A 25,027-nucleotide genomic window follows, 5' to 3' on the forward strand; every position below is an offset into this window, starting at 1 on the left:
GGGAAACCTTGTCTTTCAATCAGGCTTTGACTTTTTCGCGGAAGAACACGCGGGCCAAAATATTCAGGACCAGCACCGTCAGGGTGATGAGCAATGCGCCACCCCAGGCCAGACGGACCCAGTTGTCATAGGGGCTCATGGCAAACTGGAAAATCACCACAGGCAAGTTGGCCATGGGCGAGTTCATGTCCCATGAGAAGAACTGGTTGTTCAAGGCGGTGAACAGCAGCGGTGCAGTTTCACCGCTGATGCGGGCCAGCGCCAGCAGCAAACCGGTCATCACGCCCGCCTTGGCGGCACGCAAAGTCACGAAGGTCGCCACTTTCCAGCGCGGTGCACCCAGTGCAAACGCGGCTTCGCGCAAGCTGCCTGGCACCAGGCGCAACATGTTTTCGGTGGTGCGGACCACCACCGGAATGGCAATCAGCGCCAAGGCCAGCGAACCGGCCCAACCCGAAAAGTGCTTCACCTGCGCCACCAAAATGGCGTACACAAACAAGCCCAGCACGATGGAAGGCGCGGACAGCATGATGTCGGTGACAAAACGGGTCAGCTCAGCGGTCTTGCTTTCGTCGCCGTATTCGGCCAGGTACACGCCGGCAAAGATACCGATGGGTGTGCTGACCAAGGCCGTGACCAGCACCATCATGACGCTGCCCACGATGGCATTGGCCAGACCGCCACCTTCGGAGCCGGGTGCCGGTGTGGACTCGGTGAACATGGCCCAGTCGATGGCAGAGATGCCGTTCTTGAACAGAACGAACAAGATCCACAGCAGCACAAACAAACCCATGGCCATGGCCAGCATGGACAAAGTCAGGCCGATCTGGTTGACGCGCTTGCGTCGTGCATAAATACTCAGGTTCATGGTGTCAGGCCTTTCAGGTCTTGGTGCCTTTGGCTTTTTCTGCGCGGATGATCATGATCTTGGCCAAGGCCAACACCACAAATGTGATCACGAACAGCAAAAAGCCCAGCGCAAACAGGGTGGTGAGGTGAAAGTCATCGGCTTCGCCAAACTCATTGGCCAGCGTCGATGCGATCGACGTGCCTGGCGAAAACAATGAGGCGCTGATGCGCTGCGAATTGCCGATCACAAAAGTGACCGCCATGGTCTCGCCCAGCGCGCGCCCCAGGCCCAGCATGACCCCACCGATGACGCCTTTTTGGGTGTAGGGCAAGACGATGTGGCGAACCACCTCCCAGGTGGTGCAACCCAGGCCATAAGCCGACTCGCGCAGGATGGGGGGCACGATCTCGAACACATCGCGCATCACGGCCGCGATGAAGGGCAAAATCATGAAGGCCAAAATGATGCCTGCTGCCAAAATACCGATGCCGTTCATGGCACCACCAAACAAGCCGCCAATCAAGGGCATCTGGCCCAGAGTGGACTGCAATGCGGGTTGACCGTACTCGGCAAACAAAGGCGCAAAAATGAACAGGCCAAACATGCCGTAAATGATGGACGGCACGGCCGCCAGCAACTCGATGGCAGTGCCCAGCGGGCGGCGCAGGTAAGTGGGGCAGGTTTCGGTCAGAAACACGGCAATGCCGAACGACAGGGGCACGGCGATCACCAAGGCGATCAACGCGCTGACCAGGGTGCCAAAGATGGCAATCGCTGCGCCGAACTCACCGTTGATGATGTCCCACTCCACGCGCCAGACAAAACCGACACCGAACTTGGCAAACGAAGGCCAGGCGTTGATGAGCAGTGAAATGATGATGCCCATCAAGGCACACAACACCAGCAGGGAAAAACCCATGGTGATCTTGTGGAAGAAAAAATCCTGTACACGTTGGCGCTTCACCACCGCCATCATGTTGGCTTGGGTCGCGCTGTCCGTCACGGCCATCGGGTCCATATTGATTCCTTGAGACAACTGCATCGTGTTCACTTTCAACATGCAGGCCCCGGCATCACGCGATGGCGGGGCTGCAGGGCAGGATGTCGCCAGGCAACATCCTTTCGAGGATGATCAGTTCTTGATCTGGGTCCAGACACGCTCGCGAATTTGCTTGGTCAGCGCGTCCGGCAAAGCCACATAGTCCAGCTCGGTAGCCAGGCCCTTGCCGCTCTTGAACGCCCAGTCAAAAAACTTGATGGCTTCCTTGGACAGGTTCTTGTCGCTCGGGTCCTTGTACATCAAGATGAACGAGGCCGTGCTCACAGGCCAGCTGGTGGCACCCTTGGCGTTCACCATCGAGATGCCCATGCCAGGCACGCTGAACCAATCAGCACCGGCAGCAGCAGCCGCGAAGGTGGTGTCGTCAGGGCTGACGTACTTGCCATCGGCGTTTTGCAACTGCAAGAAGTTCATGTTGTTCTTCTTGACGTAGGCATATTCCACGTAGCCGATCGCACCCTTGACGCGGTTCACGTTGGCGGCCACGCCTTCGTTGCCCTTGCCACCCACCGACGAAGCAGCTGGCCACTTCACGGCAGCGCCTTTGCCCACGGTGTCAGCCCACTCTTTGCTGATCGCGGTCAGGTAGTCGGTCCAGTTGTAAGTGGTACCCGAACCATCGGCGCGGTGCACCACGGTGATGGCCTGGTCAGGCAGTTTTTTGCCTGGGTTCAAAGCCACAAACTTGGCATCGTTCCACTTGGTGATCTTGCCCATGAACATCTCGGCCATGACGGGACCGGTGATGCGCAATTCGCCGGGCTTGAAACCCTCCAGGTTCACCACGGGCACTGTGCCACCAATGATGGCCGGGAACTGCACCATGCCATCTTTGTCCAAGTCAGCGCCGGGCACAGGGGCGTCGGATGCGCCGAACGTGACGGTCTTGGCACGGATCTGGCGAATGCCACCAGAAGAGCCGATGGACTGGTAGTTCAGGCCGGTACCGGTTTCTTTTTTGTAGGCTTCAGCCCACTTGGCGTAGATGGGGTAAGGGAAAGTGGCTCCAGCGCCCGTGATGTCGGCAGCCCATGTGGTGGCAGCCAGAACGCTCAGGCCCACAGCGGCCATGACGGATTTCAATTTCAACATGTCAACTCCTGGTTAAGGATGAAAAAACTCAAGACTCCAAGCACTGATCAACAGCATGGCCTGGCACCCTTTTCGAATGTAGCCCCCAATTGTGACAATACCGTGTCAAAAAGTCATATTCTGATGACCATCGCCTCAGCTTGGGCTCGGCACATGCCCCAAATCAAGCCATCAAGGCCCAGACAGGGCTACCATCAAAACCCCTGTTTTCACGAAAATTGCCATGCCGGGTCTTGTCGCTGGTTCTGTCTTGTTTGACCTCTCGGTCGCCTTGGGCATCGGCCTGCTGGTCGGTGCCGAACGGGAGCGACGCAAAGGCGAAGGTCCCCTCAGACGCTCCGCCGGCATACGCACCTTTGCCACCGCCTCCTTGTGCGGTTTTGCCGCGCAAACCGTCGGCTCCGGGGTCTTGCTGGCCGCCGCCTTGCTGGTGATCGGCGCCTTGGCCTGGGCGTCCTATCAGCAATCGCGCCAGCACGACCCGGGCATGACTTCCGAAATCGCCATCCTGCTGACTTTTTTACTCGGCGCCATGTCGGTGGGCAACGCGGCCCTGGCGGCCGTGGTGGGCATTGTGCTGACGGCACTGCTGGCGCAAAAAGAGCGCATTCATCGGTTTGTGCGCAAGGCCATGACGCCACAGGAACTGGAGGACTTGATCGTCTTTCTGGCCGCCATCATGATCGTCCTGCCCTTGGCACCTGATCGGTTCATGGGGCCTTTTGGTGCGGTCAATTGGAACCAGTTGACCCAATTCGTGATTCTGGTCATGACCATTGGCGCTCTGGGGCACATTTTCAAAAGGTTGCTGGGCCGCCATGGTGGCCTGATCTGGGCCGGGTTTCTGGGTGGTTTTGTGTCGAGCACAGCGACCGTGGCCAACATGGCCCGGTTGGCCCGATCAGAGCCCGCCCAGCTGCAGACGGCGGCCTCGGGTGCCCTGCTCTCCACCGTGTCCACCTTCATTCAGCTGGGCCTGCTGGTGACCCTGGCGCTGCCTGAACTGCTCAGCCGCATGCTGGTGCCCATGGGCCTGGGCGCAGCGGTCAGCCTGGCCTTTGCGCTGTGGAAAAGTCAGGCGCACCCCGCAGCCGACAGCACGCCCGACATGGCCATCCAGGGACACGCCTTCGATCTGGTGTCAAGCCTGTGGCTGGCCCTGGCCTTGCTGGCGGTCACCGTGATCACAACGGGCCTGAACCAGACCTGGGGTGATACGGGCGCGCTGGCATCGTCCGCCCTGTCCGGCCTGGTCGATGCCCACGCCACAGTGGCCACCATGGGTGGCCTGGTCGATCAGGGCCTGGTCGCACACCCCCAGGCCCAGCTGGCCATTTGGCTGGCCGTCAGCACCAACAGCATCAGCAAAGCCGTGATGGCCACCCTGGTCGGCGGCAAAGCCTTTGCCATGCAGTTCCTGCCCGGCCTGATCACCGCCATCACGGCGGTGTGGCTCAGCTTGTGGGTCCAGAGCGCGCCATTTTGGTCCTGAAAATGGCAGCGCACTGCTTGGCAGGCTGCACGCTTCAATTCAACACCGAATCAGCACGCTGGCTCAGGTTCTGAATCCGGCTGTCTTGCGCGCTGGGCGTGTCTTTCACACCGAAGGCGGTGCTGCCGAACTGGCTCTTCATGTACTTCATGAAAGCATCTTGCTCGCTGCCCAGCACGGCCGTGCTGGTGCTGGCGGGGCCGCCTGCCGAAGCCTCTGCCATGCTCGATTCGAGTTTGACCAAACGGATGAAATCCGCTGTGGCGGGGAAGGGATAACCGTCCCCTCCGCCAGCGACAACGCTGGTGCCTTCGGCCAGGAAATTCAAGGTCACCAGGCGGAAAGTGCGCTGGGCGTTGCCCACCACCACACCGTTTTGCACCACCACGTCCGTGCCCACCTTGAGCGAACGAATGCGCTCACCGGCCACGGTGACGGCAAAATTGGCATCCAGTGTCTGGGCGGCTCGTGTGGGGTCATAACTGAAGCTCATGCCACCCACTTGCGGAAAGCGCCCCTGGCTGCCCAGCACCGCCACGCCATGCTCCAGCAAGGTCTTGAGTTGCACCGCCGTCACATCGAAAACCCACAGCTTGTTGTTGAACTTCAAAGCGGTCTCGATGGCCAGCTGCGACACCTCGCCCGCCAGGCGACCCGACGCCGGATTCGCCTTGGGGGGTGTCAGCACAGCAGCCGAGGTTGCACCCGGCATGGCGAGCACTTCACCAATCTCAGAGCGGATGCCACCGCCGTTTTTCAGCGAAATTTGCACGCTCGGATCGAGCAAGCGCGCATACCAGAGGTTGGCATCTGCGCTCAGGTTGCCAAAGTTGGTTTCCTCATTGCGCACTGCTGCACGGCGGCCTTCCAGGAATTCGCTGGTCTTGCCAAAAATATTGCCGTCTTTGGATTTCAGCACGGCCTTGATGGCGTCGCGCACCTGTATGACCAGGCTCGACGGGGTCACACCACCGGCGCTGTCGTCGGTCTCGCTGGTGACCCAGGCACCCGAGAGCCGGGTGTCAAAACGTTGGGGAATCAACACACCCTTGTCATCAAATGGCGCCATGAAGCGCCCCAGGTATTTGTAGTCGGCGTCCACATTCACCACCACGGTGGGTTGACCCACCGCGTCGCGGGTCTCATAGGGGTAAGCACCCGCCGATTGATCGCCACTGCGCAGCACATCGTCGGCGTCCGACAACAGCGTGTTGGAGCCGCCCGCCACAATGATGTCCACATTTTTGAGCCGGGATGCCAAGGCTTTTTCAATCGCCAAGGTTTGCATGTGCGCCAGCAGCACCACTTTGTTGATGCCTGCGGCGGTCATCTCGTCCACGCCCTTCTGAATCTGGGCCGCCAAGCCCGCCACATCCACCTCGGTGCCCGACAGCACGGGTGTGAATTGCAATTTGCCGGGCGAAGTGATGTTGGCAAACACGGGCGAGCTGGCCCCGATCACGCCAATTTTTTGCCCCCGACGTCCACCTGAGTCCAGCCTGTCAGCTTGCCAGCCTGGTCTGCGGCCTGACCACCGTTGGCCAGCTTCAGGCCCGCCACGTCCGAGTCGGCTGCGAAATCCACGTTGTACGCGAGGTAAGGAAAACGGGCACCGGACCACTCGCGGTCGGGCTTGATCATGTCGGCAAATTGTTTGGTGCCCAGATCCAGCTCATGGTTGCCTATCGCCGAGGCTTGCACGCCCAAAGCGTTCAAGAAGGCGATATCCGCACGCCCCACTTCGGCGCGACCCAACACGGCATTCAGGCTGGTGTCGTTGGCCGCATTGAAACGGGGGCCTGGGATGTAGTTGTCGCCCGAACTCACCGTCAGGGTTTGCTGCGGGTACTGCGCACGGAACTTCTGGATCAGCCCGGACATGTGGGCCACGCTGTTCAAAGCGGTGCTGTCGGAGCCATCGGCGTCCGAGATGTGCAGCAACTGCAAAGTGAAAGCGGCTTCGGGCGCGACTTTGTCGGTGCCGCCGCATGCGCTCAACACCAGCGCAGCAGCCACGCAAGCGATCCATATTCTTCGGGTGAACAGATTTTTCATGTGCGTCCTCTTGGGGGTTAACAGTCGCGTACACGTTAGCCACCACATGTGTCGAGAAAAAGTAAAAGGAATGACAGTGATTTGAAAATCGAAAATCTCATGCACCGAGATGGCTGGTTTCGGTCTATGTCAAATCTTCACGCCAACGTCACCGAGGCTTCATTCAAGGTGTGCACATTCCAGAAAAAGTTCATCAATTGACCCACTGGAGTTCCTATGACCCCGTCCCCATCACGCCGCGAATTTGTCATCAAAATTGCCAGTGTTTCTGCTGTTCTGGCGGCCGGTGCGGGCTTGTCTGCATGCGGTGGCGACGCCGACCAAGCCGAATTCAATTTTGGTGTCGCCAGTGGCGATCCATTGGCAGACAAAGTGATCCTTTGGACGCATGCCAAATTTCCCGGCAGCGATGCCGATGTGGCCCTGCGCTACCAAGTCGCCAGTGATGCGGCTTTCTCCCAAGTCGTGAGCGAAGGCACTGTGGTGGCCACATTGGCCACGGGCTTCACGGCCAAAGTGGATGCCAGTGGACTCCAGGCAGGCACTGCTTATTACTACCGGTTCAGCCAAGGTTCTACGCACTCACCGACAGGCCGCACACGGACCTTGCCGCAAACGGCGAGCAGCCTCAAGTTGGCCGTCATGAGTTGTGCCAACTTCCCTGCGGGGTTGTTCAATGTGTACGCCGAAGTGGCCAAAAGCGATGCAGAGTTTGCCCTGCACCTGGGTGATTACATTTACGAATATGCAGCCGATGGCTATGCATCGTCTTCCGCTGCCGCGCTGGGTCGGGTCTCCGCACCGGCCAACGAGTTGCTCACATTGGCCGACTACCGCACGCGCCACGCCCAATACAAGAGCGACCCGGACAGCAAGAATCTGCACGCCCTCAAGCCCATGATGGCGGTTTGGGACGACCACGAAATCGCCAATGATGCGTTTGCCAGCGGTGCAGAAAACCACACCCCTGCCACCGAAGGCACATGGGCCAACCGCAAAGCGGCAGCGCTGCAGGCTTACCACGAGTGGATGCCCATTCGCACCGGGGCCGACAAAGCCAAGATTTACCGCAGCTTCAACTTTGGCAACTTGGTGAGCCTGCACATGCTGGACACGCGCTTGATCGGCCGCGATGAGCAAATCGAGATCGGCGCATTGGCAGGTGCTGCAGGTCCTGCGGCCCGTAACCAGGCCTTGGCCGCATTCTCATCGCCCACACGGCAGATGCTGGGAGCCGAGCAGATGCAATGGCTGCAAGGCCAATTGGCTGCCAGCAGTGCCCGTTGGCAAGTGCTGGGCCAACAGGTGCTGATGGGACGCATGGAGTTTCCGGTCTCGGTCTTGGCGGCCTTGAACACATCCGATCTGTCAGAGGCGGCGCAACTGGCCGGACAAAAGGCCGTGACCGATTACTTGACGGCCAAAGCCACGCCTGTGGCCGCACGAACCGCCACACAAATCGCGTTGATGGACACCACCCTTAACCCCAAACTGGGCTACAACCTCGACGCATGGGATGGTTATGTGGCGGCGCGTGAAACCTTGCTCATGACCGCCTACCAGCTGCAAAAGCGCCTGGTCGTTTTGGCAGGTGACACCCACAACGCCTGGCACAGTGATTTGACCTTGATGGGCCTGGCCGATGCCCGTTTGGCCGGCACCAAAGTGGGCGAAGAGTTCGCCACCTCCTCGGTCAGCTCCCCCGGCCTGGAGAATTACCTGGTGACCTTGAAGCCCGCACAGATCAAAAGCATTTTTGAAGGCGTGGTCGATGACCTCAACTGGATGGACGCCTCCCAGCGTGGCTATCTGAAAATGAGCTTCACAGCCACCGAGGCCAAGGGCGAATGGTTTTTTGTCAACACGATCGGCAACCGCAGCTACACGAGTGAATTGGGCCGCACCCAAACCATGCTGGGCTGAGCCTTCCATGGGCGCCTGAGTTCTGATGGAAACGTCACAGCCCGGGATTTTCTCAATCCCGGCCTGTGCCGTGCGCCATTGACAGATTCAAAATTTCACGGGCGCCATGGGCGAAGCCGCGTGAGACCCGCCTGCAGAAACGGTCCGTGCGGGCATGATGTGCGCAAAAGCTGCCACCACTTCAAAAACCGCTTGGTTGTTCATTTTTTCCACATGGCTTCGGTACAGCGGCAATTCGTCCAGCAAATCATCCACCGCAGCGGCCAGGTCTGCGACGGATGAAATGACTTTACCCAACTTGTTTTCCTGCACCCAGACGGTGTTGTAACGCTCCTGGGGCATGGTCGCAGCGTTGCGAAAAGTGATGACGGGCAGCCCCATGTGGACCGCTTCGCTCAAGCTGCCCGGACCGGGTTTTCCGACAAAGTAGTCGCTCATCTGCATGACCTGGTCGATGTCCTGGGTGAAGCCCATGACCCAGTGCTTGGCGGTCGCCGCTTGTGCTTGAATTTTTTCGGCCAAGGTGGTGTTGTGTCCCGCTACCAAAATCAGTTGCCTGTTGGCAAGTTCTTTGGCGATTTTGAGCATCTCGTTCGATCCATGGCCACCAAACATGATCAAGCCTGTGGGTAGGTCGGGATCCAGGCCCATTTCAGCGAAACGGGCTGCTCTGTCCGTGCATTGCCTGCGGTAAAAGCTGGGGCGCAAAATCATGCCGGATGTTTTGATGATGGATTGGGCGTCGTAACCCGAGGCACCGGCCTGCGAAGCGGCAAACTCGGTGCCGCAAATGATGTACTGCCCTTGTCCGGGCTCGATCCAGAAATGCGGCGGGTTGTCGGCCAAATCGGTCAACACCGTGACGAATGGCACCTTGGGCAACTCGTCCTTGAGCGCCTCGTACATCACCTTGTTGAAGTTGGGCACCAAGGACACCACCAAATCCGGCTCAGAGCTGCGCCAAAAAGACTGCATCTTCTTTTTGAGCTTGGGCAAAGAAAGCCGGATCATGGCTTGAAACAATTTGAGCTCGGTGGACAGGCCCCGAGTCCAACCCCTTTTGAGTCTCAAGTTGTAGAGGTCTTCCGGGGCAAAGCCCGTCAGCCTCTGGTAGTAACGGTCTGAATCAATGACCTCGAACAAATTGACCAAGGACACGGACCAGTCAGGATGCGTCTGAGCGATGACCTCTTGCAGTGCCAGCGCTGCGGACCTGTGGCCCCCACCGGCGTTGAAATAAATGAGCTGAACGGCTTGTTTCATGGCATCTGAGCTTGCACGGTGTGCATGACATGGTTGTGACCCATCTGATCACTTGTTCAGTCTTTGCACAAACCGTGTAGAGGAAGGGCGATGCCAAACGAAGGATCGCCCTGATGCTCACAAACCAATCACACCACCGTCTTTGCGCGTGATGACGATGGTGGCCGAACGTGGGCGACCGGCCACACCGTAACCCTGGTTGCCTGGCCAGACACTTTGAGGCGCAGCGCCCGAGGACAGGGGCTTGGACAACTCGCCCGGGTGCTGGATGTTGACAAACAAGGTGCGGCCATCGGCCGTTTCGGTGATGCCTGTCACTTCGGCACCCGATGGTGCCACCAGGAAGCGGCGCAGTTTGGCCTCACCCAAAGCCGCGCCCAAAAAGGTTTCCTGCGTGCCGGTTTGCTCGGTGCCACCCACCACCATTTTGTTTTTCACGGTGACTTTGCCACCGTCACCCACCTGACCGGGAATGGCCGCCAGCATCATGCAGTTGGTTTCGTCGGTGAAGGCGCCATCGTCGGTCTGAATCCAGCAAATGCCAGTGGCCTTGCTGAACCACAAGCCATCGGGCGAAGAGAACGCGTTCTTGGCGGTCAAGCCCGACAGGTTGGCATCGCCCATATCTTCTTCGGCACCGAACAGGAAGATGTCCCAGGCAAAGGTTTTGGCAGTGGCCGTGTGGCCCGCTTCCTTGAAACGGATGATGTGGCCGTTGGGGTTGCCTGCGACTTTTTTGCCATCCATGTCCATGTAGGCACGCGGATTGGCGGCATCGGTTTTGCCGGGGGTGCGGTTGGCCGCACTGTTGTTGGTCAGCGCAAAATAAATTTCGCCATTGCGGTGGTTCACAGCGCCCCACTCCGGGCGGTCCATCTTGGTCGCGCCCACGGCATCGGCGGCATGGCGGGCATTGACCAGCACATCACCCTGGCTGGCGAATGCGTAGGCGCTGTGCTTGGCGATGCGCGGGTCTGCGATGCTCAGCTCCAGCCATTCGCCCTGGCCCGAAGCATCAAAGCGGGCGACATACAGTTTGCCCTCGCTCAAGTATTTGTCGCCAGCGGCCATGCCCCCACCCACATCGCGGGGGTCCCACACGGCGGCGGTCACAAATTTGTAGATGTATTCGTTGCGCGAGTCGCAACCCATGTAAAACGCCAAGGGCTCACCGGCCTTGGGCACACCGCAGACGGCCGCCTCGTGGGCAAAACGGCCCATGGCGACGCGTTTGGCCGGTGTGGCGTTGGGTGCCAAGGGGTCAATCTCGACGTTGAAACCAAAGGTGTTGGCTTCGTTGCGGAAATCCTTTTCCGCGTTCTCACCCACCGCAGCCAGGTTCCAGCGGGCAAAACGGTCGTCTGTGGTCGACACCGTGTGCCAGCCCTGGCTGACGGACTTGGTCACGCCTGCGGCGGGTGCGGCTGCGGCCACGCCATAGCGCTTGCGCGAGGCTGCTTCTTTCGGCGTCAATGCCGCTGCTGTAGCCGTGGTCTGGAAGTAATACGCCCAGTTTTCTTCGCAACCCAAATACGTGCCCCATGGCGTTTTGCCGTGACCGCAGTTGTTGAGCGTGCCGCGGGCCATGGCACCGGCCGTGTCCCAACGGGTGACCATGAGACTGCGAATGGTCTCGATGGCGGCACGGGGGCCACTGATGCGCACCGGTGTTTGCGCATTGATGCGGCGGTTCAGCGGTGAATCTTGCTGAATGCGCCAGCCTTGGGGGGTTTTGACGATTTCGACCACGGACACACCGTGGTGGTTGATTTCCTTGAGCACTTCGAGTTCCGGGCGAGTGCCCAGGTCCCACTGGCCAAACTGGTCAAATTTTTTGCCACTGACTGTGTTGGAAGTCTGGCCGTTGGGGTGCATGAAATGCGCATCGGCCGAGCTTTCGTGGTTCACGCACAGCACGGCACGGCCTGTTTCCTTTTCGGAATAACGGCCATTGGCGTCGATGTAATAAATGTCCATGCCGTCGTGGTGGTCGCCGATGCGTCGTGACCAGTCATCGGCCTCGGTGCCTCGGTTCGAGTAAGCGGGCAGCGCCGAGTCAAGCGCGTCCCCTGTGGCGTGCAACACGCTGTATTGGTAACCCGGGGGCAGCATCACGTTGTCGAGCAGGCTTTTTTCCACCGCCGCAAAACCCAGCGAAGTGGGTGCGGATGCCAAGCCGGAAGTCAGTGTGGCGCATCCGGGCAGCATGGCCAAACCGGCCAGGCCCAAGCCACCGCGCAGCAAGCCACGGCGTGCGGGATTTTGCAAGGACTGCGTCAGAACATCCTGGAAATGCGGGTTGTCAGAGGTGTTGCAAACAGGGTCAAGATCGTGCGGTGACATGAAAAGGTCCTTTGGAAAAGACCGATTGAAGGACTTTCATGTGACGGTTTGATGGCAAAAATCTGACATTGACAAGACAACCCCTCAGCCATTCGCGGCTGTGGCCTTGTCATGAATGTGTCATCCATCCATGGCAAAGTCTCGATCACCACATTTCCAGAACCATTGAAAGATCAAGCATGAAAGTCGGTATCAACGGCATGGGACGCATCGGTCGTTTGGCCTTGCGTGCGGCCATGGGCGCTGCCGAGCGCCAACAAGACGACCCCCGCGCAGGCCATCGCCTGGAGGTGGTGCACGTCAATGAACTCAAAGGCGGCGCAGCGGCCACGGCCCATTTGCTGGCGTTTGATTCTGTGCAGGGCAAGTGGCGTGAGCACATCGAAGCCGAAGGCGAAAGCCAGATCCGCATCGGTGATCGCACCTTGGGTTTTTCATCGCACGCCAACCCGGCCGACATCCCCTGGGGCGACATGGGCGTGGACCTGGTGCTGGAGTGCACGGGCAAATTCCTCACGCCCGAAACCATTCAGGGCCACCTGGACCGGGGGGCTAAACGCGTCATCGTGGCCGCGCCCGTCAAGGTGGGCGATGTGCTGAACATCGTGGTCGGCATCAACCACACGCACTACAACCCGGCCAAAGACCGCATCGTCACAGCCGCGTCTTGCACCACCAACTGCTTGGCCCCGGTTGTCAAAGTCGTGCACGAAGCCATCGGCATTCGTCACGGGCAGATCACCACCATCCACGACCCGACCAACACCAATTTGGTGGTCGATGCGCCGCACAAAGACCTGCGCCGCGCCCGCAGCGCCATGACCAGCCTGGCCCCCACCACCACCGGCAGCGCCACGGCGATTGCCCTGATCTACCCCGAGCTCAAGGGCAAGCTCAACGGCCACGCGGTGCGTGCCCCGGTGCTCAACGCCTCACTCACCGACTGCGTGTTCGAGATGAAGCGCGAAACCAGCGCGGAAGAAGTGAATGCCTTGTTTGCCGCCGCAGCCCAAGGCCCGCTGGCCGGCATCCTCGGCTACGAAACGCGCCCCTTGGTCAGCGTGGATTACGCCCGCGACACGCGCAGCGCCATCGTGGACGCACTGTCCACGCTGGTGACCGACGGCACACTGCTCAAAATTTACGCTTGGTACGACAACGAAATGGGTTACGCCTGCCGCATGGTGGACCTGGCTTGCCACATGCAAGAAGTCGGCATCTGAGATGAACGCTGCTGAACGCCACTACGGCGGTGTCACCACCGCTGAACGCAACTACGGCATCGTCACCGCCGCCTATTGGGGCTTCACCCTGACCGATGGCGCTTTGCGCATGTTGGTGCTGCTGCATTTTTACAAGCTGGGCTATTCGCCTTTCACGCTGGCCTTTTTGTTCTTGCTGTACGAAGCGGCGGGCGTGCTGGCCAACCTGATCGGCGGCTGGCTGGCCACGCGCTTTGGCATCGCCCGCATGCTCACCGTGGGTTTGACCACGCAGATCATCGGCTTTGGCTTGCTCTCGGCACTGCAACCCGAATGGACCGCCAGCCTGTCGGTCGTCTGGGTCGTGTTGTCGCAAGGGGTGTGCGGTGTGGCCAAAGACCTGACCAAAACCGCCAGCAAGTCGGCCATCAAGATCACGCAGGCGCAAGCCAAAGACCAAGGCAACGGCCAATTGTTCAAATGGGTGGCTTGGTTCACCGGCAGCAAGAACGCCATGAAAGGCTTTGGCTTCTTTTTGGGCGGCTTGCTTTTGGAAACGCTGGGTTTTCAGGGTTCGCTCTGGGCCATGTCAGGCCTCTTGGCTTTGGTATTGATCGGGGTGGTGAGCAGCTTGCCACCCATGATGGGCAAGAGCAAAGCCTCGGGTTCGGCGCGTGAGTTGTTTGCCAAGAGTGAAGGCATCAACGCGCTGGCTGCTGCCCGTGTGGCCTTGTTTGGCGCACGCGACGTGTGGTTTGTGGTGGGCGTGCCGGTGTTTTTGTATTCAATCGGCTGGACCTTCACCATGGTGGGCGGCTTTTTGGCCGCCTGGACGATTGGCTACGGCCTGGTGCAAGCGCTGGCCCCGCAACTGGTGCGCCGCAGCGCCGACGGCCTGAGCCGCGAGGTGCCTGCTGCGCGCTGGTGGTCGGCGGCGCTCACGCTCATTCCACTGGGCATTGCCGCCGCCGTTTGGCTGCAAGCGCCGCAGCTGCAGTGGTGGGTGGTCGGGGGCCTGAGCCTCTTCGGCTTTGCCTTTGCCATCAACTCGTCGGTGCACAGTTACCTGATATTGGCCTACGCGGGCTCTGAAAAAGCGGCCGAAGACGTGGGCTTTTACTACGCGGCCAACGCACTGGGCCGCTTCATGGGGACGCTGCTGTCGGGCCTGCTGTACCAATGGGGCGGGCTGCTGTACGCCTTGCTGGGTTCGGCGCTCATGCTTTTGGTGTGCTGGCTGACCACCTTGCGTCTGCCCGTAGGTTTGCTTGAACACACCCAGCCCTCAGAAAAGACAGGCACCCCATGACCACCGACACCGTTTTGAACGACATGGACGAGGACCTCGCCGTCAGGGCCCTGGCGGCTTTGGCGCAAACCTCGCGCTTGCGCGTGTTCCGGGCCATCGTGGGCTCAGGCCCAGAAGGCATGCAACCGGGCCAGTTGTCACAAGCGCTGGATGTGCCCGCCAACACGCTGTCTTTTCACCTCAAGGAACTGCACCATGCGGGCCTGGTGAGCGTGCAACGCGAAGGTCGTTTCATGCGTTACCGCGCCGACATGACCGCCATGCAAAGCTTGGTCGGTTTTTTGACCGACCACTGCTGCCAGGGCGTGCCCTGTGCCGACATGCCCGTCATGGCCTGCGAAACCGCATGCTGCTGACGCTTTTTCGCTTCATCCACAAACCTCACCAATGGAAGTTGACATGACGAAGAAACACAACATCCTTTTCATTTGCACTGGCAACTCGGCGCGCAGCATCATGGCCGAGGCCATCATGAACCACCTGGGGCCGCACCGGTTTGCGGCCTACAGCGCAGGCAGCCAACCCGCTGGTCGCGTCAAGGAAGAAACCCTGCGCTGCCTGACGCGTCACCAGCTGGACACCCAAGGGCTGCGCAGCAAGAGCTGGTCAGAATTTGCCACGCCCGATGCCCCGGCCATGGACTTTGTGATCACCGTGTGCGACACCGCTGCCGGTGAAGTCTGCCCGGTCTGGCCCGGCCAGCCCGTGAGCGCGCATTGGGGCGTTGAAGACCCCTCGCGCGCCAGCTCAGACGCGAGTGACAAAGACAAAGCCTTCCGGGATGCGTTCATCCAATTGCACCGCCGGATCTCGATCTTGCTGAGCCTGCCTCTGGACAAACTGGACCACTTGGCGCTGAAAAAAGAGCTGGACCAAATCGGCCAGTCATGACCCCCGTCCGCCCGCGCTGTGGCGCAGATGGCCTGCAGATTGAAGATTGAAAACACACCATGGGCATTTTTGAACGTTTCTTGTCGATCTGGGTCGCGTTGGGCATCCTCGCGGGGGTGGGCCTGGGCTTGGTCGCACCCGGGATTTTCCAAGCCGTGTCCAGCCTGGAGGTGGCGCACGTCAACCTGGTGGTGGCCGTGTTCATCTGGGTCATGATTTTCCCGATGATGGTGCAGATCGACTGGAAGGCGGTGAAAGACGTGGGCAAAAAGCCGCAAGGCCTGCTGCTCACCTTGGTGATCAACTGGCTGGTCAAGCCTTTTACCATGGCGGCTTTGGGTGTGCTGTTTTTCAAATACCTGTTTGTCCCCTGGGTCGATCCCCAGTCGGCCAACGACTACATCGCCGGCATGATTTTGTTGGGTGTGGCCCCTTGCACCGCCATGGTGTTTGTGTGGAGTCAGCTGGTCAAAGGCGATGCCAATTACACGCTGGTTCAAGTGTCGGTGAACGACTTGGTGATGGTGGTGGCTTTTGCGCCCATCGCCGCTTTTTTGTTGGGCGTGACCGATGTCACCGTGCCGTGGGAAACCTTGCTGTTGTCTACTGTGTTGTATGTGGTGCTGCCGCTGGCCGTTGGCATGTGGGCACGCCGTCTGTGGCTGGCCCAGGGAACAGAACGCTTGCAGCGCCGCGTGGCCCAGCTCAAGCCGCTGTCGGTCACCGGCTTGCTCGCCACCGTGGTTTTACTGTTCGGTTTTCAAGCCACCACCATCATCGACCAACCGCTCATCATTGGACTGATCGCGGTGCCCCTGGTGCTGCAAACCTACGGCATTTTCTTCATCTCGTGGTGGGCAGCGCGCTGGCTGAGACTGCCGCACAACGTGGCAGGCCCCGCGTGCCTGATTGGCACCTCCAACTTCTTTGAACTGGCTGTGGCAGTGGCGATTTCCCTGTTTGGATTGCAGTCGGGCGCGGCCTTGGCAACGGTGGTGGGTGTTCTGGTGGAGGTGCCGGTCATGTTGTCGCTGGTGGCCCTGATCAACGCATGGGCACCGCGGTCGGTGCACGAAACAGTCGGCTGAACTAGCGCGCCCGACTGCAGGCACGGCACCCCAGCAGGCCGGGCTTTTTCGTTCGCGACCAGCCGCCTGTCATCAAAGCTTCACAGGCTCGTCACATAATCTGAACTTCCTTTGCCCACGTCGCCCTCTTCATGCAAACCAAGTCCCTTTACGCCGCCATTGATCTGGGCTCCAACAGCTTTCGCCTTGAAATTGGCCAAATGGATGCAGGCCAGCTGCGGCGTGTGGAATACATCAAGGAAACGGTGCGCCAAGGCAACGGCCTGGACGCCGAACGCAACCTGACCGAAGAAGCCATGGTCCGGGGCTGGGATTGCCTGGCCCGGTTTGGTGAACGCATAGCGGGTTTTCGCCCCAGCCAGGTCCGTGCAATCGCCACACAAACCTTGCGTGAAGCACGCAACCGCGATGTTTTTCTGGCCAAGGCCAAACGCATTCTGGGTTTCCCCATCGAAGTGATTGCAGGCCGCGAAGAGGCTCGCCTCATTTATTTGGGCGTGTCCCATTTGTTGCCCCAATCGGACGAGCGCCGTTTGGTGGTGGACATCGGCGGGCGCTCTACCGAAATGATTTTGGGCCGACATGAAACCGCCAGCACCCTGGAGTCCTACCGCTTGGGCAGCGTGGCCTGGTCCATGAAGTATTTTCCGGATGGCTTGTGGACCGCTTCGGCATTCAAGGATGCGGAAATCGCGGCCAAGGCGGTTCTGGAAGAAGCCCAAACCCTGTTCAACCGTGGCCAGTGGGACACCTGTTACGGTTCATCGGGCACAGTCGGTGCAGTGGCCGATGCCCTCACGGCCGCAGACTGGCCCGAAGGTCAGATCACACGCGAAGGCCTGGCCTGGCTGAAAGACCGCCTGCTCAAAGCCCAAAAGCCGGACAACCTGCGGCTCGACGGCGTCAAGGAAGACCGCAAGCCCGTCATCGGCGGCGGTCTGGCGGTATTGCATGCCGTGTTTGATTTGCTGAACATCGACCAGATGCACGCCGCCCAAGGCGCGCTGCGCCATGGTGCCCTGTATGACCTGATCGACCGCGAAGGCACGCAGGATGTCCGCTCGTCCATGGTCGACTGGCTGGCGCAACGCTTTGGCACCGACAAGCTGCAGGCCGAAAGGGTCTCGCGGACCGCGCAGCACCTGTTGCAAGCCATGATGCCCGAGGCCGCTGCCGCAGAGCGCCAGCGCCATCTGCAAAAGCTGCACTGGGCCTGTCAGCTGCACGAGACCGGCATGCGCATCTCGCACAGCGATTACCACAAGCACGGTGCCTACATTCTGGACAACACCGACCTGCCAGGCTTTACCCTCAACGAGCTGCACCGGCTGAGCCAGTTGGTGCTGGGCCACCGGGGCAAATTGCGCAAACTCGACATCGAACTGGAAGACCCGGGCTTTGTGCAGCAGCTCATGGCGCTGCGGCTGTCGGTCATTCTGTGCCATGCCCGGCGTGACCCGGACCTGTCGGGCCTGGACATCGGCTGTGATGCGCTGCGGCGCACCGTGCGCCTGACGCTTGGCAGCGCCTGGGCCGAGTTGTGGCCGCAATCGGCCTACCTGTTGCGGGAAGAAAAAACCGCTTGGCAAAAAACAGACTGGGCATTTCAGGTTCAAAAGGATTGAAGGCGCTTTGGCCTGCTGGCCGTTGCCATGGCGGGTTGAGCGCCTGTCCTGACGGGCCAGCCGACATGATGCACAGGCCCCACTTGCAGGATTGAATTTAACGGTATAAACTGTATACACTGTTAATTTTCAAAACCCGTCATTATGAACATGCCTCAAAACGCCGCTTCGACTGAATTGAACACTGCGCCTGCAGCCCCAAAAGCCGCCCCCAGCAAGACCGCTGCACCCACACCTGCACCCACACCTGCACCCACACCTGCACCCCAGAAGGCTGAGACAGCCACCAAAGCCGCAGCACCTGCGCCCCAAAAATCTTCGTCACCGGCCAAAGCCGCCAAAAAAGTCTCCAGCGCCAAGACATCGGCCGCCAAGCCATCCACTTCCAAGCCATCCACCTCCAAGTCATTGCCCCCCAAGCCTGCCGTGAAAGCCGAGGCTAAACCTGCGGCCAAAGCGGCCAAAGCCCCTGTCGTGAAAAAACAAGCCGCTGCACCCGCCAAGCCCCTGAAAGACAAAAAAGTCAAAGTGGTTCGCGACAGCTTCACCATCCCCAAGACAGAGCTGATCCAGATCGTTGAGATGAAAAAGCGCGCCTTGACCTTGGGCGTCGGGGTCAAGAAAAGCGAATTGATCCGGGCGGGCCTGAGCGCCTTGGCCGGCATGAACGATGCGGCCTTCAAGAAAGCCATCGCGAGCGTGCCGACCATCAAGACCGGCCGCCCTGCCAAGGACTGAGGCTAGAGTTTGTCAGGGGAGGTCACGGCCAGCAACACCGTCTGGTCCTGCCCTTCCCGGCTGCGTCTGCGCAACCACCAGACAGCGCCTTTGCGGATCGCGCAAACGCCTTCGGGCATCTGCAGCAAATCGGCGATCAAAGCGCCCAATCCGGGCTGATGCCCCACCAGCAATACCGGGTACTTGGCACCGGGCCATCCGGAAGTTTCCAAAATATCAGCCACACAAGCGCCCGGTGACAACGCATCACGCACCTTGTACTTGCGACCCAACGCTTTGACCGTCTGCTCGGCCCTGACTGCCGGGCTGCTCAGGATGCGCGTGCCCTGGGGCAACTGGCTTTCGAGCCAGGCCGCCATGCGTTCGGCCTGCTTGCGGCCACGCGGGGTCAAGGCCCTTTGCAGATCATCTTCACCCGGCTCGGCTTCATAGGCTTCGGCATGACGCCACACAATCAGGTCCATCGCATTCAATCCGGCTGGGATGCCACACCGTAGCGTTGCATCAAGGCATTTTGGGCACCGTGGCCCGGGGCATTCAACCCCACCCGGTGGTACTGGCCGTCAGCGCCCAGGTCCCAGGCGTCACGACCATCGTGCAAATAAGCGATCAGGCACTCGTCGATGATGCGCTGGCGCAAAGCCGGGTCACGCACCGGCCAGGCCAGCTCTATCCTGCGCGTCATGTTGCGGCTCATCCAATCGGCGCTCGACAGGTAAATCGATTCATCCTGATCCGCGCAAAAATAAAACACCCGGGAGTGCTCCAGAAAACGGCCAATCACCGAGCGCACGCGGATGTTGTCACTCAGGCCCGCCACACGGGCGGGCAGCATGCACGCACCCCGGACGATCAAATCAATTTGGGCACCCTTTTGGCCCGCTTCGATCAAGGCCTCGATCAAAGGCACATCGGTCAGGGCATTCATCTTGATCACGATGCGGCCCACAGCGCCACGCGCTGCGGCATCCCCCACGGCAGCGATGCGCGCCTGCATGTCGTCGTGCAACTGAAATGGCGCCACCAGCAAACTTTTCATTTTGGGCAAGCGGCTTTGACTGGCCAGGTGGCTGAACAGTTGGTCCATGTCGGCGGTCATGTCGGCATCGGCTGTGAGGTAACTGATGTCGGTGTACAGCGCGGCAGTACGGCGGTTGTAATTGCCCGTGGACAAATGGCCATAACGCTTGAGCGAGCGCCCTTCGCGCCGCGTGACCAGCAGCATCTTGGCGTGGGTCTTCAGACCCACGATGCCATACACCACCTGCACGCCAATCGATTCGAGTTGCTCGGCCCAGTTGATGTTGGCCTCTTCATCGAAACGGGCTTTGAGCTCCACCACGGCCGTGACTTCCTTGCCACGGCGCACCGCCTCGCGCAGCAAGTCCATCATGGTCGGGTCGCTGCCTGCCCGGTAAATCGTTTGCTTGATGGCCAACACATCCGGGTCCATGACCGCTGCACGCAAAAAGGCCAGCACGCCATCAAAGGTCTCAAACGGCTGGTGGATCATCACATCGCCTTGCTTCAGGCGTGCGAACACCGAGCCGTGGCGGGGCACTTGCGCCGGGAAACTCGCCGTGTAGGGCGGGAAAAGCAATTCAGGCGCGTTGATCAAATCGATCAGTTGCATCAGGCGCACCAGGTTCACCGGGCCATTGACCCGGAACACCGCCGCCTCGGGCAGCTGAAACTCCTTGCGCAAAAATTCTGCCAAACGGGGCGAGCAATTGGCCGACACCTCCAGGCGAACCGCCTGGCCATAGTGACGGTGCTGCAAGCCCTGGCGCAAGGCCATGCGCAAGTTGGCAATTTCGTCCTCATCGACCGCCAGATCCGAATGACGGGTGACGCGAAACTGCGAGAACTGCCCAACTTCACGGCCCGGGAACAACTCGGCCAAATGCGCCCGGATCACACTGGACAACAAAACAAAAGCCGTGCTGCCGCCGCACACCCGTGCAGGCAGCGGGATCAGGCGAGGCAAAACCCGTGGCACCTTGACGATGGCGATTTCATTGGACCGGCCAAAGGCGTCCTTGCCCGACAACTGCACAATGAAGTTGAGGGACTTGTTGGCCACTTGCGGAAACGGGTGCGCGGGATCGAGCCCCACAGGCACCAGCAAAGGCTGGACCTCACGCTGAAAATAGCTGCGCACCCATTGACGCTGCTCGGCGTTGCGCTCACCGTGCGACAGGATGCGATAGCCCTTGCGCTCCAGGTTGGGCAACAAATCGTCGTTGTACAAGGCGTATTGCCGGGCCACCATGGCGCTGGTTTTCTCGACAATGGCTCTCAAGGTTTGGTCGGTGTACCCGCCTGATTTCAGGCCATGCAAACTGCCCATCACATGGGGCTCGGCACGCACTTCGAAAAACTCGTCCAGATTGGACGACACGATGCACAGATAACGCAGGCGCTCCAGCAAGGGCACCTCGGCCCGTTGCGCCCAATCGAGCACGCGCTCATTGAAAGCGAGGATGCTCAAATCGCGGTCCATGAGGGCGTAGCCCGACTCGGCAGCGGAAGTCACGACTTTTGAATGAACCATGGCACTTTGCGAATGAATTGAAAAATCATTCTAAGAAACCCCTGTGTCAATTTGATGACAGTGCTGTGAATCCGGCCGTGCTGCGTCAAGTCACCCGCCGGAGCCATCCACCGGCACCAGATATGACACAAAAAGTTCCACCGTCTTGGGCCAGGCAAAGGCCTGCGCACGCTCGCGCGCCTGCAAGCGCGGCACAGCCTGGCACTGCTGAACCGCCGCAGACAAATCCTCGGACAGCGCACCGCCGTGGGTTTGGCCATGTGCGTCACCCAACACTTGCAACGGCCCATCCACCGGGTACGCCGCCACCGGGGTGCCACAGGCCATGGCTTCGAGCATGACCAGACCGAAGGTTTCGTTGCGCGAAGGGAACACGAACACATCGGCCGCCGCGTAAACCCTGGCCAATTGCTGGCGCGGCAAGACACCCATCCACACCACCCCCGGATAGCGGGCTTTGAGCTGCGCTTCCAAAGGGCCCACGCCACACACAATGCGCGTGCCGGGCAGCTTCAAATCCAAAAAGGCATCGATGTTTTTTTCGTAGGACACCCGCCCCACAAACAAGGCGTAGGGACGCGCATGGCCTTGCAGCTCGGGCAAATCAAGCGGTTCGGCGTGGTGCTTGAAAAGGTCCAGATCCACCCCATGCGTCCAGGGTTGGAGTGCCCTGAAACCACGACCCTTGAGCATGTTCAACACCCCTTGCGTGGGCACCATCACCCCAGCCGAAGGACGGTGGAAATGGCGAAACAAGGCATAACCCACAAACAGGGGCACGTGCAAGGCGGCTTTCAGGATTTCAGGGAATTTGGTGTGGAAGGCCGTGGTGAATTTCCAGCCTTTTTTCAGGCAATGCCGGCGTGCTGCCCAACCCAAAGGCCCTTCGGTGGCGATGTGCACCGCCTCGGGCTGCAGGCTGTCCAGCATCACGGCCAAAGCCTTGTAGGGCCGAATCGCCAGGTCAATCCCCGCATAGCCCGGGCAACTGCGGTTTTTGAACAAGCCCGGGTGCACCACCGTCACCGCCACACCCAGTGGCCCCAGCGCCTGCACCAACTCATGCAAGGTGGTCACCACGCCATTGACCTGCGGATGCCAAGCATCGGTGATCAGGGCCAGTTTCATGCGGCCACCGGCTGCGCCGTGGGCGCGCGGTTGAGCACCACCGCTTGTGCGCCCCAGTGGATGATCTCCAGACGCCCATCCAGGTGCTCGACCAAGGCCGTTCGGCTTTCCACCCAGTCGCCATCGTTGCAATACAAAATGCCGTTCACATCGCGGATTTCGGCGTGGTGGATGTGACCGCACACCACACCATCGAACCCCCGGCGCTGCGCTTCGTGCGCCACCGCCACTTCAAAGTCGCTGATGAAATTCACGGCCTTCTTGACCTTGAGCTTGAGATAGGCCGACAACGACCAGTAATGCAGCCCGATGCGTGCCCGAAAGCTGTTGAGGTGCCGGTTGATTTTGAGGGTCAACTCGTACAGCCAGTCGCCCACATAGGCCAGCCACTTGGCGCACTGGATCACACCGTCAAAGTGGTCACCATGCACCACCCACAGCTTGAGGCCCTGGGCCGTGGTGTGCGTGGACTCATGCACCACCTCCACCCCCCCAAAGGCATGGCCCACAAAATGCCGGGCAAATTCGTCGTGGTTGCCCGGCACATAAATCACACGGCAGCCTTTGCGCGCACGGCGCAAAAGCTTTTGCACCACGTCGTTGTGGCTTTGTGGCCAGAACCAGCGCCGGCGCAATTGCCAGCCGTCCACGATGTCGCCCACCAAGTACAAGGTGTCGCTGGGGTGGTGTTTGAGGAAGTCCAGCAAGGCCTCTGCCTGAAAACCCGGCGTGCCGATGTGCAGATCGGAAATGAAAATCGCCCGCAACCGGGTCCGGTCTGCTGCGCTTTCCTCGTCGTCAGGGTCTTGCCCACTGGCGGGTGCGAGGCTTTGCCCCTCGCGCAGCAAGCCATCGTCCTGACCCGCATAAGACGTCTTGAACAGCGCGGACGCGGCCAGCAGGTCGGACGAGCTCATCTTGCAACACCCATCGAAAAGTGCTTGCGGTAGCGTGCGGGCAGATCCGCGGTGCGCATCAACATGGGCAAGTCGGCCGTGTTGAAATCCGGGTCCCATGCGGGCGCGCCCAGCACCTTGGCACCCAGCCTCAGGTAGCCCTTGATCAGGGCGGGCGGCTCCATCGCCAGACCCTGGTCCAGCTCTTCCACCGGCAAAGGCAAGCGGGGGCGAACGTGGTATTGAATTTCCGCCAGGTGCGTTTGCCGCAACTGGTGCCAGATGCTGGCCGCTGCATCGCCCGTCACCACCCCGTTGTGCAGCATGGGAATGCTGGCGCAGCCGATCATGGTGTCCAGTTGGTTGCGGTCCATGAACTCGAACAGCGCCCCCCACAAGGCCATGATGACGCCGCCATGGCGGTGCTCCGCATGGACGCAGCTTCTGCCCAACTCCACCATGCGCTGGCGAATGCCGCGCAAACGGGTCAGATCGAATTCGGTGTCGCTGTAAGTGCTGCCTGCGCGTTTGGCCTGTGCCGGGGTGAGCACACGGTACGTCCCAATCACCTCGCCAGAAACAGAGTCCCTCACCAGCAAATGCTCGCAGTAGTCATCAAACAAATCGATGTCATGGCCAGGCACGGTTTGCGGCAGACGCGCCCCCAACTCAGTGGCAAATACCGCGTACCTCAGTCGCTGCGCCTCACGAATTTCGTCTTGATGTTTCGCCCAACTGACCTCAATGGTGCCTTGCACGCGCCGAGGTAAAAATTCAACAGAGGTGTTAGATGACCCCGGATGAAGTGACCCCCTGGGCAAATGGACCGGGGACAAAGCGTAAGTGGGATTGGGCAACTCTTTCATGGCATCGGCTCCTTGTGATCTGTGGCTTCATGATCAGCGGCGGCCATGACATTCCGAAGTCTTATTCGTTAAATTTGTGTGACGTCCCGAGCCTGAACCACGGCCATCAAGTCCGCCAGATGCGTCAGCGCTTCTTCCCGGGTGATGTCGAACCAAGCCTGGTTTTTCCCCAGGTCATCCCAGACCCGCAGCTTCAGGGCATCGGTGAAATAGGTTTCGGATTCAAACGCCGCACACTCGGCCTCGCTCATGGGCCCACCCTGCAGGTGCAAGCTGCGCACCGAATCAGGCGACAGTTTTCGGGCATAGGCCTGCCGCGTGGTCACCAGATAGCGCTTGGCCAGCACATGCAATCGCACGGGCTCGGACACCGCTCGTCCGAAAACGGACGCGAGCAAAGAAGCGCCCACGTGTTCGTGCCCATCGTCTTCACCCCGCAAAGTCGGTGTGCCTTCGGCATTGACCCACAAGTGCCCCACATCGTGCAACCAGCTGGCCAGCTGCAAGGCGGCGCTGGCCCCTGATTTTTCAGCCAGTCGGCCGCATTGCCAGGCATGGGCCAGTTGCGTGACGGGCTCTCCGGCATACATGCGGTCACCGCCTTGCCTGTAGAGCGCCAAAATTGAATGCTTCATGTCTTCCATGGCCACAC

General features: G+C 60.0%; 23 protein-coding genes. 9 read left to right on the plus strand and 14 right to left on the minus strand.

Annotated elements, in window-relative coordinates:
* Nucleotides 1–19: 19 nt before the first annotated feature.
* The 3 genes from pstA to pstS form a co-directional block, all read right to left on the minus strand.
* Entirely contained in the window at nucleotides 20–868 is an 849-nt protein-coding gene (pstA, locus tag B9Z47_RS08875; RefSeq protein WP_108330899.1) for a phosphate ABC transporter permease PstA, read from the minus strand.
* A gap of 13 nt (nucleotides 869–881) precedes the next feature.
* Nucleotides 882–1,859, minus strand: coding sequence for a phosphate ABC transporter permease subunit PstC (pstC, locus tag B9Z47_RS08880; RefSeq protein ID WP_369912081.1), 978 nt, complete (start codon nucleotides 1,857–1,859; stop codon nucleotides 882–884).
* A 123-nt stretch (nucleotides 1,860–1,982) separates the two neighbouring features.
* Complete coding sequence (gene pstS, locus B9Z47_RS08885) at nucleotides 1,983–3,002, minus strand: phosphate ABC transporter substrate-binding protein PstS (protein WP_108330900.1); 1,020 nt, start codon at nucleotides 3,000–3,002, stop codon at nucleotides 1,983–1,985.
* 223 nt (nucleotides 3,003–3,225) lie between these two features.
* Between pstS and B9Z47_RS08890 the strand changes: the two genes are divergently transcribed.
* Entirely contained in the window at nucleotides 3,226–4,494 is a 1,269-nt protein-coding gene (locus tag B9Z47_RS08890; RefSeq protein ID WP_108330901.1) for a DUF4010 domain-containing protein, read from the plus strand.
* A 34-nt stretch (nucleotides 4,495–4,528) separates the two neighbouring features.
* Here the strand turns inward: B9Z47_RS08890 and B9Z47_RS08895 are convergent, their stop codons facing one another.
* Nucleotides 4,529–5,956 carry a bifunctional UDP-sugar hydrolase/5'-nucleotidase gene (locus B9Z47_RS08895; RefSeq protein ID WP_108330902.1) on the minus strand — a complete coding sequence of 476 codons (1,428 nt, stop codon included), beginning with the start codon at nucleotides 5,954–5,956 and terminating at the stop codon, nucleotides 4,529–4,531.
* Nucleotides 5,953–6,549: a hypothetical protein gene (locus B9Z47_RS08900; protein ID WP_146185774.1), complete on the minus strand. Its 597-nt coding sequence runs from the start codon at nucleotides 6,547–6,549 to the stop codon at nucleotides 5,953–5,955. Before B9Z47_RS08900 ends, B9Z47_RS08895 begins: the two co-directional genes overlap by 4 nt.
* Nucleotides 6,550–6,765: 216 nt before the next feature.
* Here B9Z47_RS08900 and B9Z47_RS08905 point away from each other — a divergent pair, with 216 nt between their 5' ends.
* Nucleotides 6,766–8,472, plus strand: coding sequence for an alkaline phosphatase (locus B9Z47_RS08905; protein ID WP_108330904.1), 1,707 nt, complete (start codon nucleotides 6,766–6,768; stop codon nucleotides 8,470–8,472).
* An 87-nt stretch (nucleotides 8,473–8,559) separates the two neighbouring features.
* On the opposite strand, the gene B9Z47_RS08910 is transcribed toward B9Z47_RS08905, so the two are convergent.
* Both B9Z47_RS08910 and B9Z47_RS08915 read right to left on the minus strand, forming a co-directional pair.
* On the minus strand, nucleotides 8,560–9,735 hold the full coding sequence (locus B9Z47_RS08910; RefSeq protein ID WP_108330905.1) for a glycosyltransferase: 1,176 nt from the start codon (nucleotides 9,733–9,735) through the stop codon (nucleotides 8,560–8,562).
* A gap of 117 nt (nucleotides 9,736–9,852) precedes the next feature.
* Nucleotides 9,853–12,078, minus strand: coding sequence for a PhoX family phosphatase (locus tag B9Z47_RS08915; protein ID WP_108330906.1), 2,226 nt, complete (start codon nucleotides 12,076–12,078; stop codon nucleotides 9,853–9,855).
* Between the two features lie 179 nt (nucleotides 12,079–12,257).
* On the opposite strand from B9Z47_RS08915, the gene B9Z47_RS08920 reads away from it, so the two are divergent.
* The 6 genes from B9Z47_RS08920 (at nucleotide 12,258) to ppx (ending at nucleotide 18,193) form a co-directional block, all read left to right on the plus strand.
* A complete protein-coding gene (locus tag B9Z47_RS08920; protein WP_108330907.1) occupies nucleotides 12,258–13,301 on the plus strand; it encodes an ArsJ-associated glyceraldehyde-3-phosphate dehydrogenase in 1,044 nt (347 codons plus the stop codon).
* A 1-nt stretch (nucleotide 13,302) separates the two neighbouring features.
* Nucleotides 13,303–14,589 (plus strand): organoarsenical effux MFS transporter ArsJ, encoded by a 1,287-nt coding sequence (gene arsJ, locus B9Z47_RS08925; RefSeq protein WP_108330908.1) that lies wholly within the window; start codon nucleotides 13,303–13,305, stop codon nucleotides 14,587–14,589.
* A 23-nt stretch (nucleotides 14,590–14,612) separates the two neighbouring features.
* Entirely contained in the window at nucleotides 14,613–14,945 is a 333-nt protein-coding gene (locus tag B9Z47_RS08930) for a helix-turn-helix transcriptional regulator (RefSeq protein ID WP_108331181.1), read from the plus strand.
* A 43-nt stretch (nucleotides 14,946–14,988) separates the two neighbouring features.
* Nucleotides 14,989–15,480, plus strand: coding sequence for an arsenate reductase ArsC (locus B9Z47_RS08935; protein ID WP_199226338.1), 492 nt, complete (start codon nucleotides 14,989–14,991; stop codon nucleotides 15,478–15,480).
* Nucleotides 15,481–15,539: 59 nt separating this feature from the next.
* Entirely contained in the window at nucleotides 15,540–16,568 is a 1,029-nt protein-coding gene (arsB, locus tag B9Z47_RS08940) for an ACR3 family arsenite efflux transporter (RefSeq protein WP_108330910.1), read from the plus strand.
* A 131-nt stretch (nucleotides 16,569–16,699) separates the two neighbouring features.
* Complete coding sequence (ppx, locus tag B9Z47_RS08945) at nucleotides 16,700–18,193, plus strand: exopolyphosphatase (RefSeq protein WP_108330911.1); 1,494 nt, start codon at nucleotides 16,700–16,702, stop codon at nucleotides 18,191–18,193.
* A 155-nt stretch (nucleotides 18,194–18,348) separates the two neighbouring features.
* On the opposite strand, the gene B9Z47_RS18915 is transcribed toward ppx, so the two are convergent.
* Entirely contained in the window at nucleotides 18,349–18,591 is a 243-nt protein-coding gene (locus B9Z47_RS18915; RefSeq protein ID WP_233253731.1) for a hypothetical protein, read from the minus strand.
* 28 nt (nucleotides 18,592–18,619) lie between these two features.
* Here B9Z47_RS18915 and B9Z47_RS18920 point away from each other — a divergent pair, with 28 nt between their 5' ends.
* The gene (locus tag B9Z47_RS18920; protein WP_233253732.1) at nucleotides 18,620–18,931 is read left to right on the plus strand and encodes a hypothetical protein; all 312 of its coding nucleotides are present in this window, start codon (nucleotides 18,620–18,622) and stop codon (nucleotides 18,929–18,931) included.
* A gap of 2 nt (nucleotides 18,932–18,933) precedes the next feature.
* On the opposite strand, the gene B9Z47_RS08960 is transcribed toward B9Z47_RS18920, so the two are convergent.
* The 6 genes from B9Z47_RS08960 to B9Z47_RS08985 all read right to left on the minus strand — a co-directional run bounded on the left by B9Z47_RS08960 (nucleotide 18,934) and on the right by B9Z47_RS08985 (nucleotide 25,010).
* Complete coding sequence (locus tag B9Z47_RS08960; protein WP_108330912.1) at nucleotides 18,934–19,395, minus strand: histidine phosphatase family protein; 462 nt, start codon at nucleotides 19,393–19,395, stop codon at nucleotides 18,934–18,936.
* A 5-nt stretch (nucleotides 19,396–19,400) separates the two neighbouring features.
* Nucleotides 19,401–21,485, minus strand: coding sequence for a polyphosphate kinase 1 (gene ppk1 / locus B9Z47_RS08965; protein WP_108330913.1), 2,085 nt, complete (start codon nucleotides 21,483–21,485; stop codon nucleotides 19,401–19,403).
* A gap of 90 nt (nucleotides 21,486–21,575) precedes the next feature.
* On the minus strand, nucleotides 21,576–22,613 hold the full coding sequence (locus B9Z47_RS08970; protein WP_108330914.1) for a glycosyltransferase family 1 protein: 1,038 nt from the start codon (nucleotides 22,611–22,613) through the stop codon (nucleotides 21,576–21,578).
* The gene (locus B9Z47_RS08975) at nucleotides 22,610–23,530 is read right to left on the minus strand and encodes a UDP-2,3-diacylglucosamine diphosphatase (protein ID WP_233253733.1); all 921 of its coding nucleotides are present in this window, start codon (nucleotides 23,528–23,530) and stop codon (nucleotides 22,610–22,612) included. The genes B9Z47_RS08970 and B9Z47_RS08975 overlap by 4 nt, the downstream gene beginning before the upstream one ends.
* Nucleotides 23,527–24,375 carry a GNAT family N-acetyltransferase gene (locus B9Z47_RS08980; RefSeq protein ID WP_108330915.1) on the minus strand — a complete coding sequence of 283 codons (849 nt, stop codon included), beginning with the start codon at nucleotides 24,373–24,375 and terminating at the stop codon, nucleotides 23,527–23,529. Before B9Z47_RS08980 ends, B9Z47_RS08975 begins: the two co-directional genes overlap by 4 nt.
* 68 nt (nucleotides 24,376–24,443) lie before the next feature.
* Nucleotides 24,444–25,010, minus strand: coding sequence for an HD domain-containing protein (locus B9Z47_RS08985; protein WP_146185775.1), 567 nt, complete (start codon nucleotides 25,008–25,010; stop codon nucleotides 24,444–24,446).
* Nucleotides 25,011–25,027 lie beyond the last annotated feature (17 nt).

Origin of the sequence: Limnohabitans sp. 2KL-1, from assembly GCF_003063435.1 — a bacterium.
Taxonomy (GTDB): Bacteria; Pseudomonadota; Gammaproteobacteria; order Burkholderiales; family Burkholderiaceae_C; genus Limnohabitans_A.

Excerpts from the sequence above, each read along its gene's own strand:
- B9Z47_RS08985 (WP_146185775.1), bottom strand. The coding sequence starts at position 25,010 with ATGAAGCATTCAATTTTGGCGCTCTACAGGCAAGGCGGTGACCGCATG.
- B9Z47_RS08930 (WP_108331181.1), top strand. The coding sequence starts at position 14,613 with ATGGACGAGGACCTCGCCGTCAGGGCCCTGGCGGCTTTGGCGCAAACC.
- B9Z47_RS08960 (WP_108330912.1), bottom strand. The coding sequence starts at position 19,395 with ATGGACCTGATTGTGTGGCGTCATGCCGAAGCCTATGAAGCCGAGCCG.
- B9Z47_RS08915 (WP_108330906.1), bottom strand. The coding sequence starts at position 12,078 with ATGTCACCGCACGATCTTGACCCTGTTTGCAACACCTCTGACAACCCG.
- arsJ (WP_108330908.1), top strand. The coding sequence starts at position 13,303 with ATGAACGCTGCTGAACGCCACTACGGCGGTGTCACCACCGCTGAACGC.
- B9Z47_RS08935 (WP_199226338.1), top strand. The coding sequence starts at position 14,989 with ATGACGAAGAAACACAACATCCTTTTCATTTGCACTGGCAACTCGGCG.
- B9Z47_RS08980 (WP_108330915.1), bottom strand. The coding sequence starts at position 24,375 with ATGAAAGAGTTGCCCAATCCCACTTACGCTTTGTCCCCGGTCCATTTG.
- B9Z47_RS08900 (WP_146185774.1), bottom strand. The coding sequence starts at position 6,549 with ATGAAAAATCTGTTCACCCGAAGAATATGGATCGCTTGCGTGGCTGCT.
- B9Z47_RS08975 (WP_233253733.1), bottom strand. The coding sequence starts at position 23,530 with ATGAGCTCGTCCGACCTGCTGGCCGCGTCCGCGCTGTTCAAGACGTCT.
- pstC (WP_369912081.1), bottom strand. The coding sequence starts at position 1,859 with ATGGCCGTGACGGACAGCGCGACCCAAGCCAACATGATGGCGGTGGTG.
- ppx (WP_108330911.1), top strand. The coding sequence starts at position 16,700 with ATGCAAACCAAGTCCCTTTACGCCGCCATTGATCTGGGCTCCAACAGC.
- B9Z47_RS08920 (WP_108330907.1), top strand. The coding sequence starts at position 12,258 with ATGAAAGTCGGTATCAACGGCATGGGACGCATCGGTCGTTTGGCCTTG.
- B9Z47_RS08890 (WP_108330901.1), top strand. The coding sequence starts at position 3,226 with ATGCCGGGTCTTGTCGCTGGTTCTGTCTTGTTTGACCTCTCGGTCGCC.
- arsB (WP_108330910.1), top strand. The coding sequence starts at position 15,540 with ATGGGCATTTTTGAACGTTTCTTGTCGATCTGGGTCGCGTTGGGCATC.
- pstA (WP_108330899.1), bottom strand. The coding sequence starts at position 868 with ATGAACCTGAGTATTTATGCACGACGCAAGCGCGTCAACCAGATCGGC.
- B9Z47_RS08910 (WP_108330905.1), bottom strand. The coding sequence starts at position 9,735 with ATGAAACAAGCCGTTCAGCTCATTTATTTCAACGCCGGTGGGGGCCAC.
- B9Z47_RS08970 (WP_108330914.1), bottom strand. The coding sequence starts at position 22,613 with ATGAAACTGGCCCTGATCACCGATGCTTGGCATCCGCAGGTCAATGGC.
- pstS (WP_108330900.1), bottom strand. The coding sequence starts at position 3,002 with ATGTTGAAATTGAAATCCGTCATGGCCGCTGTGGGCCTGAGCGTTCTG.
- B9Z47_RS08905 (WP_108330904.1), top strand. The coding sequence starts at position 6,766 with ATGACCCCGTCCCCATCACGCCGCGAATTTGTCATCAAAATTGCCAGT.
- ppk1 (WP_108330913.1), bottom strand. The coding sequence starts at position 21,485 with ATGGTTCATTCAAAAGTCGTGACTTCCGCTGCCGAGTCGGGCTACGCC.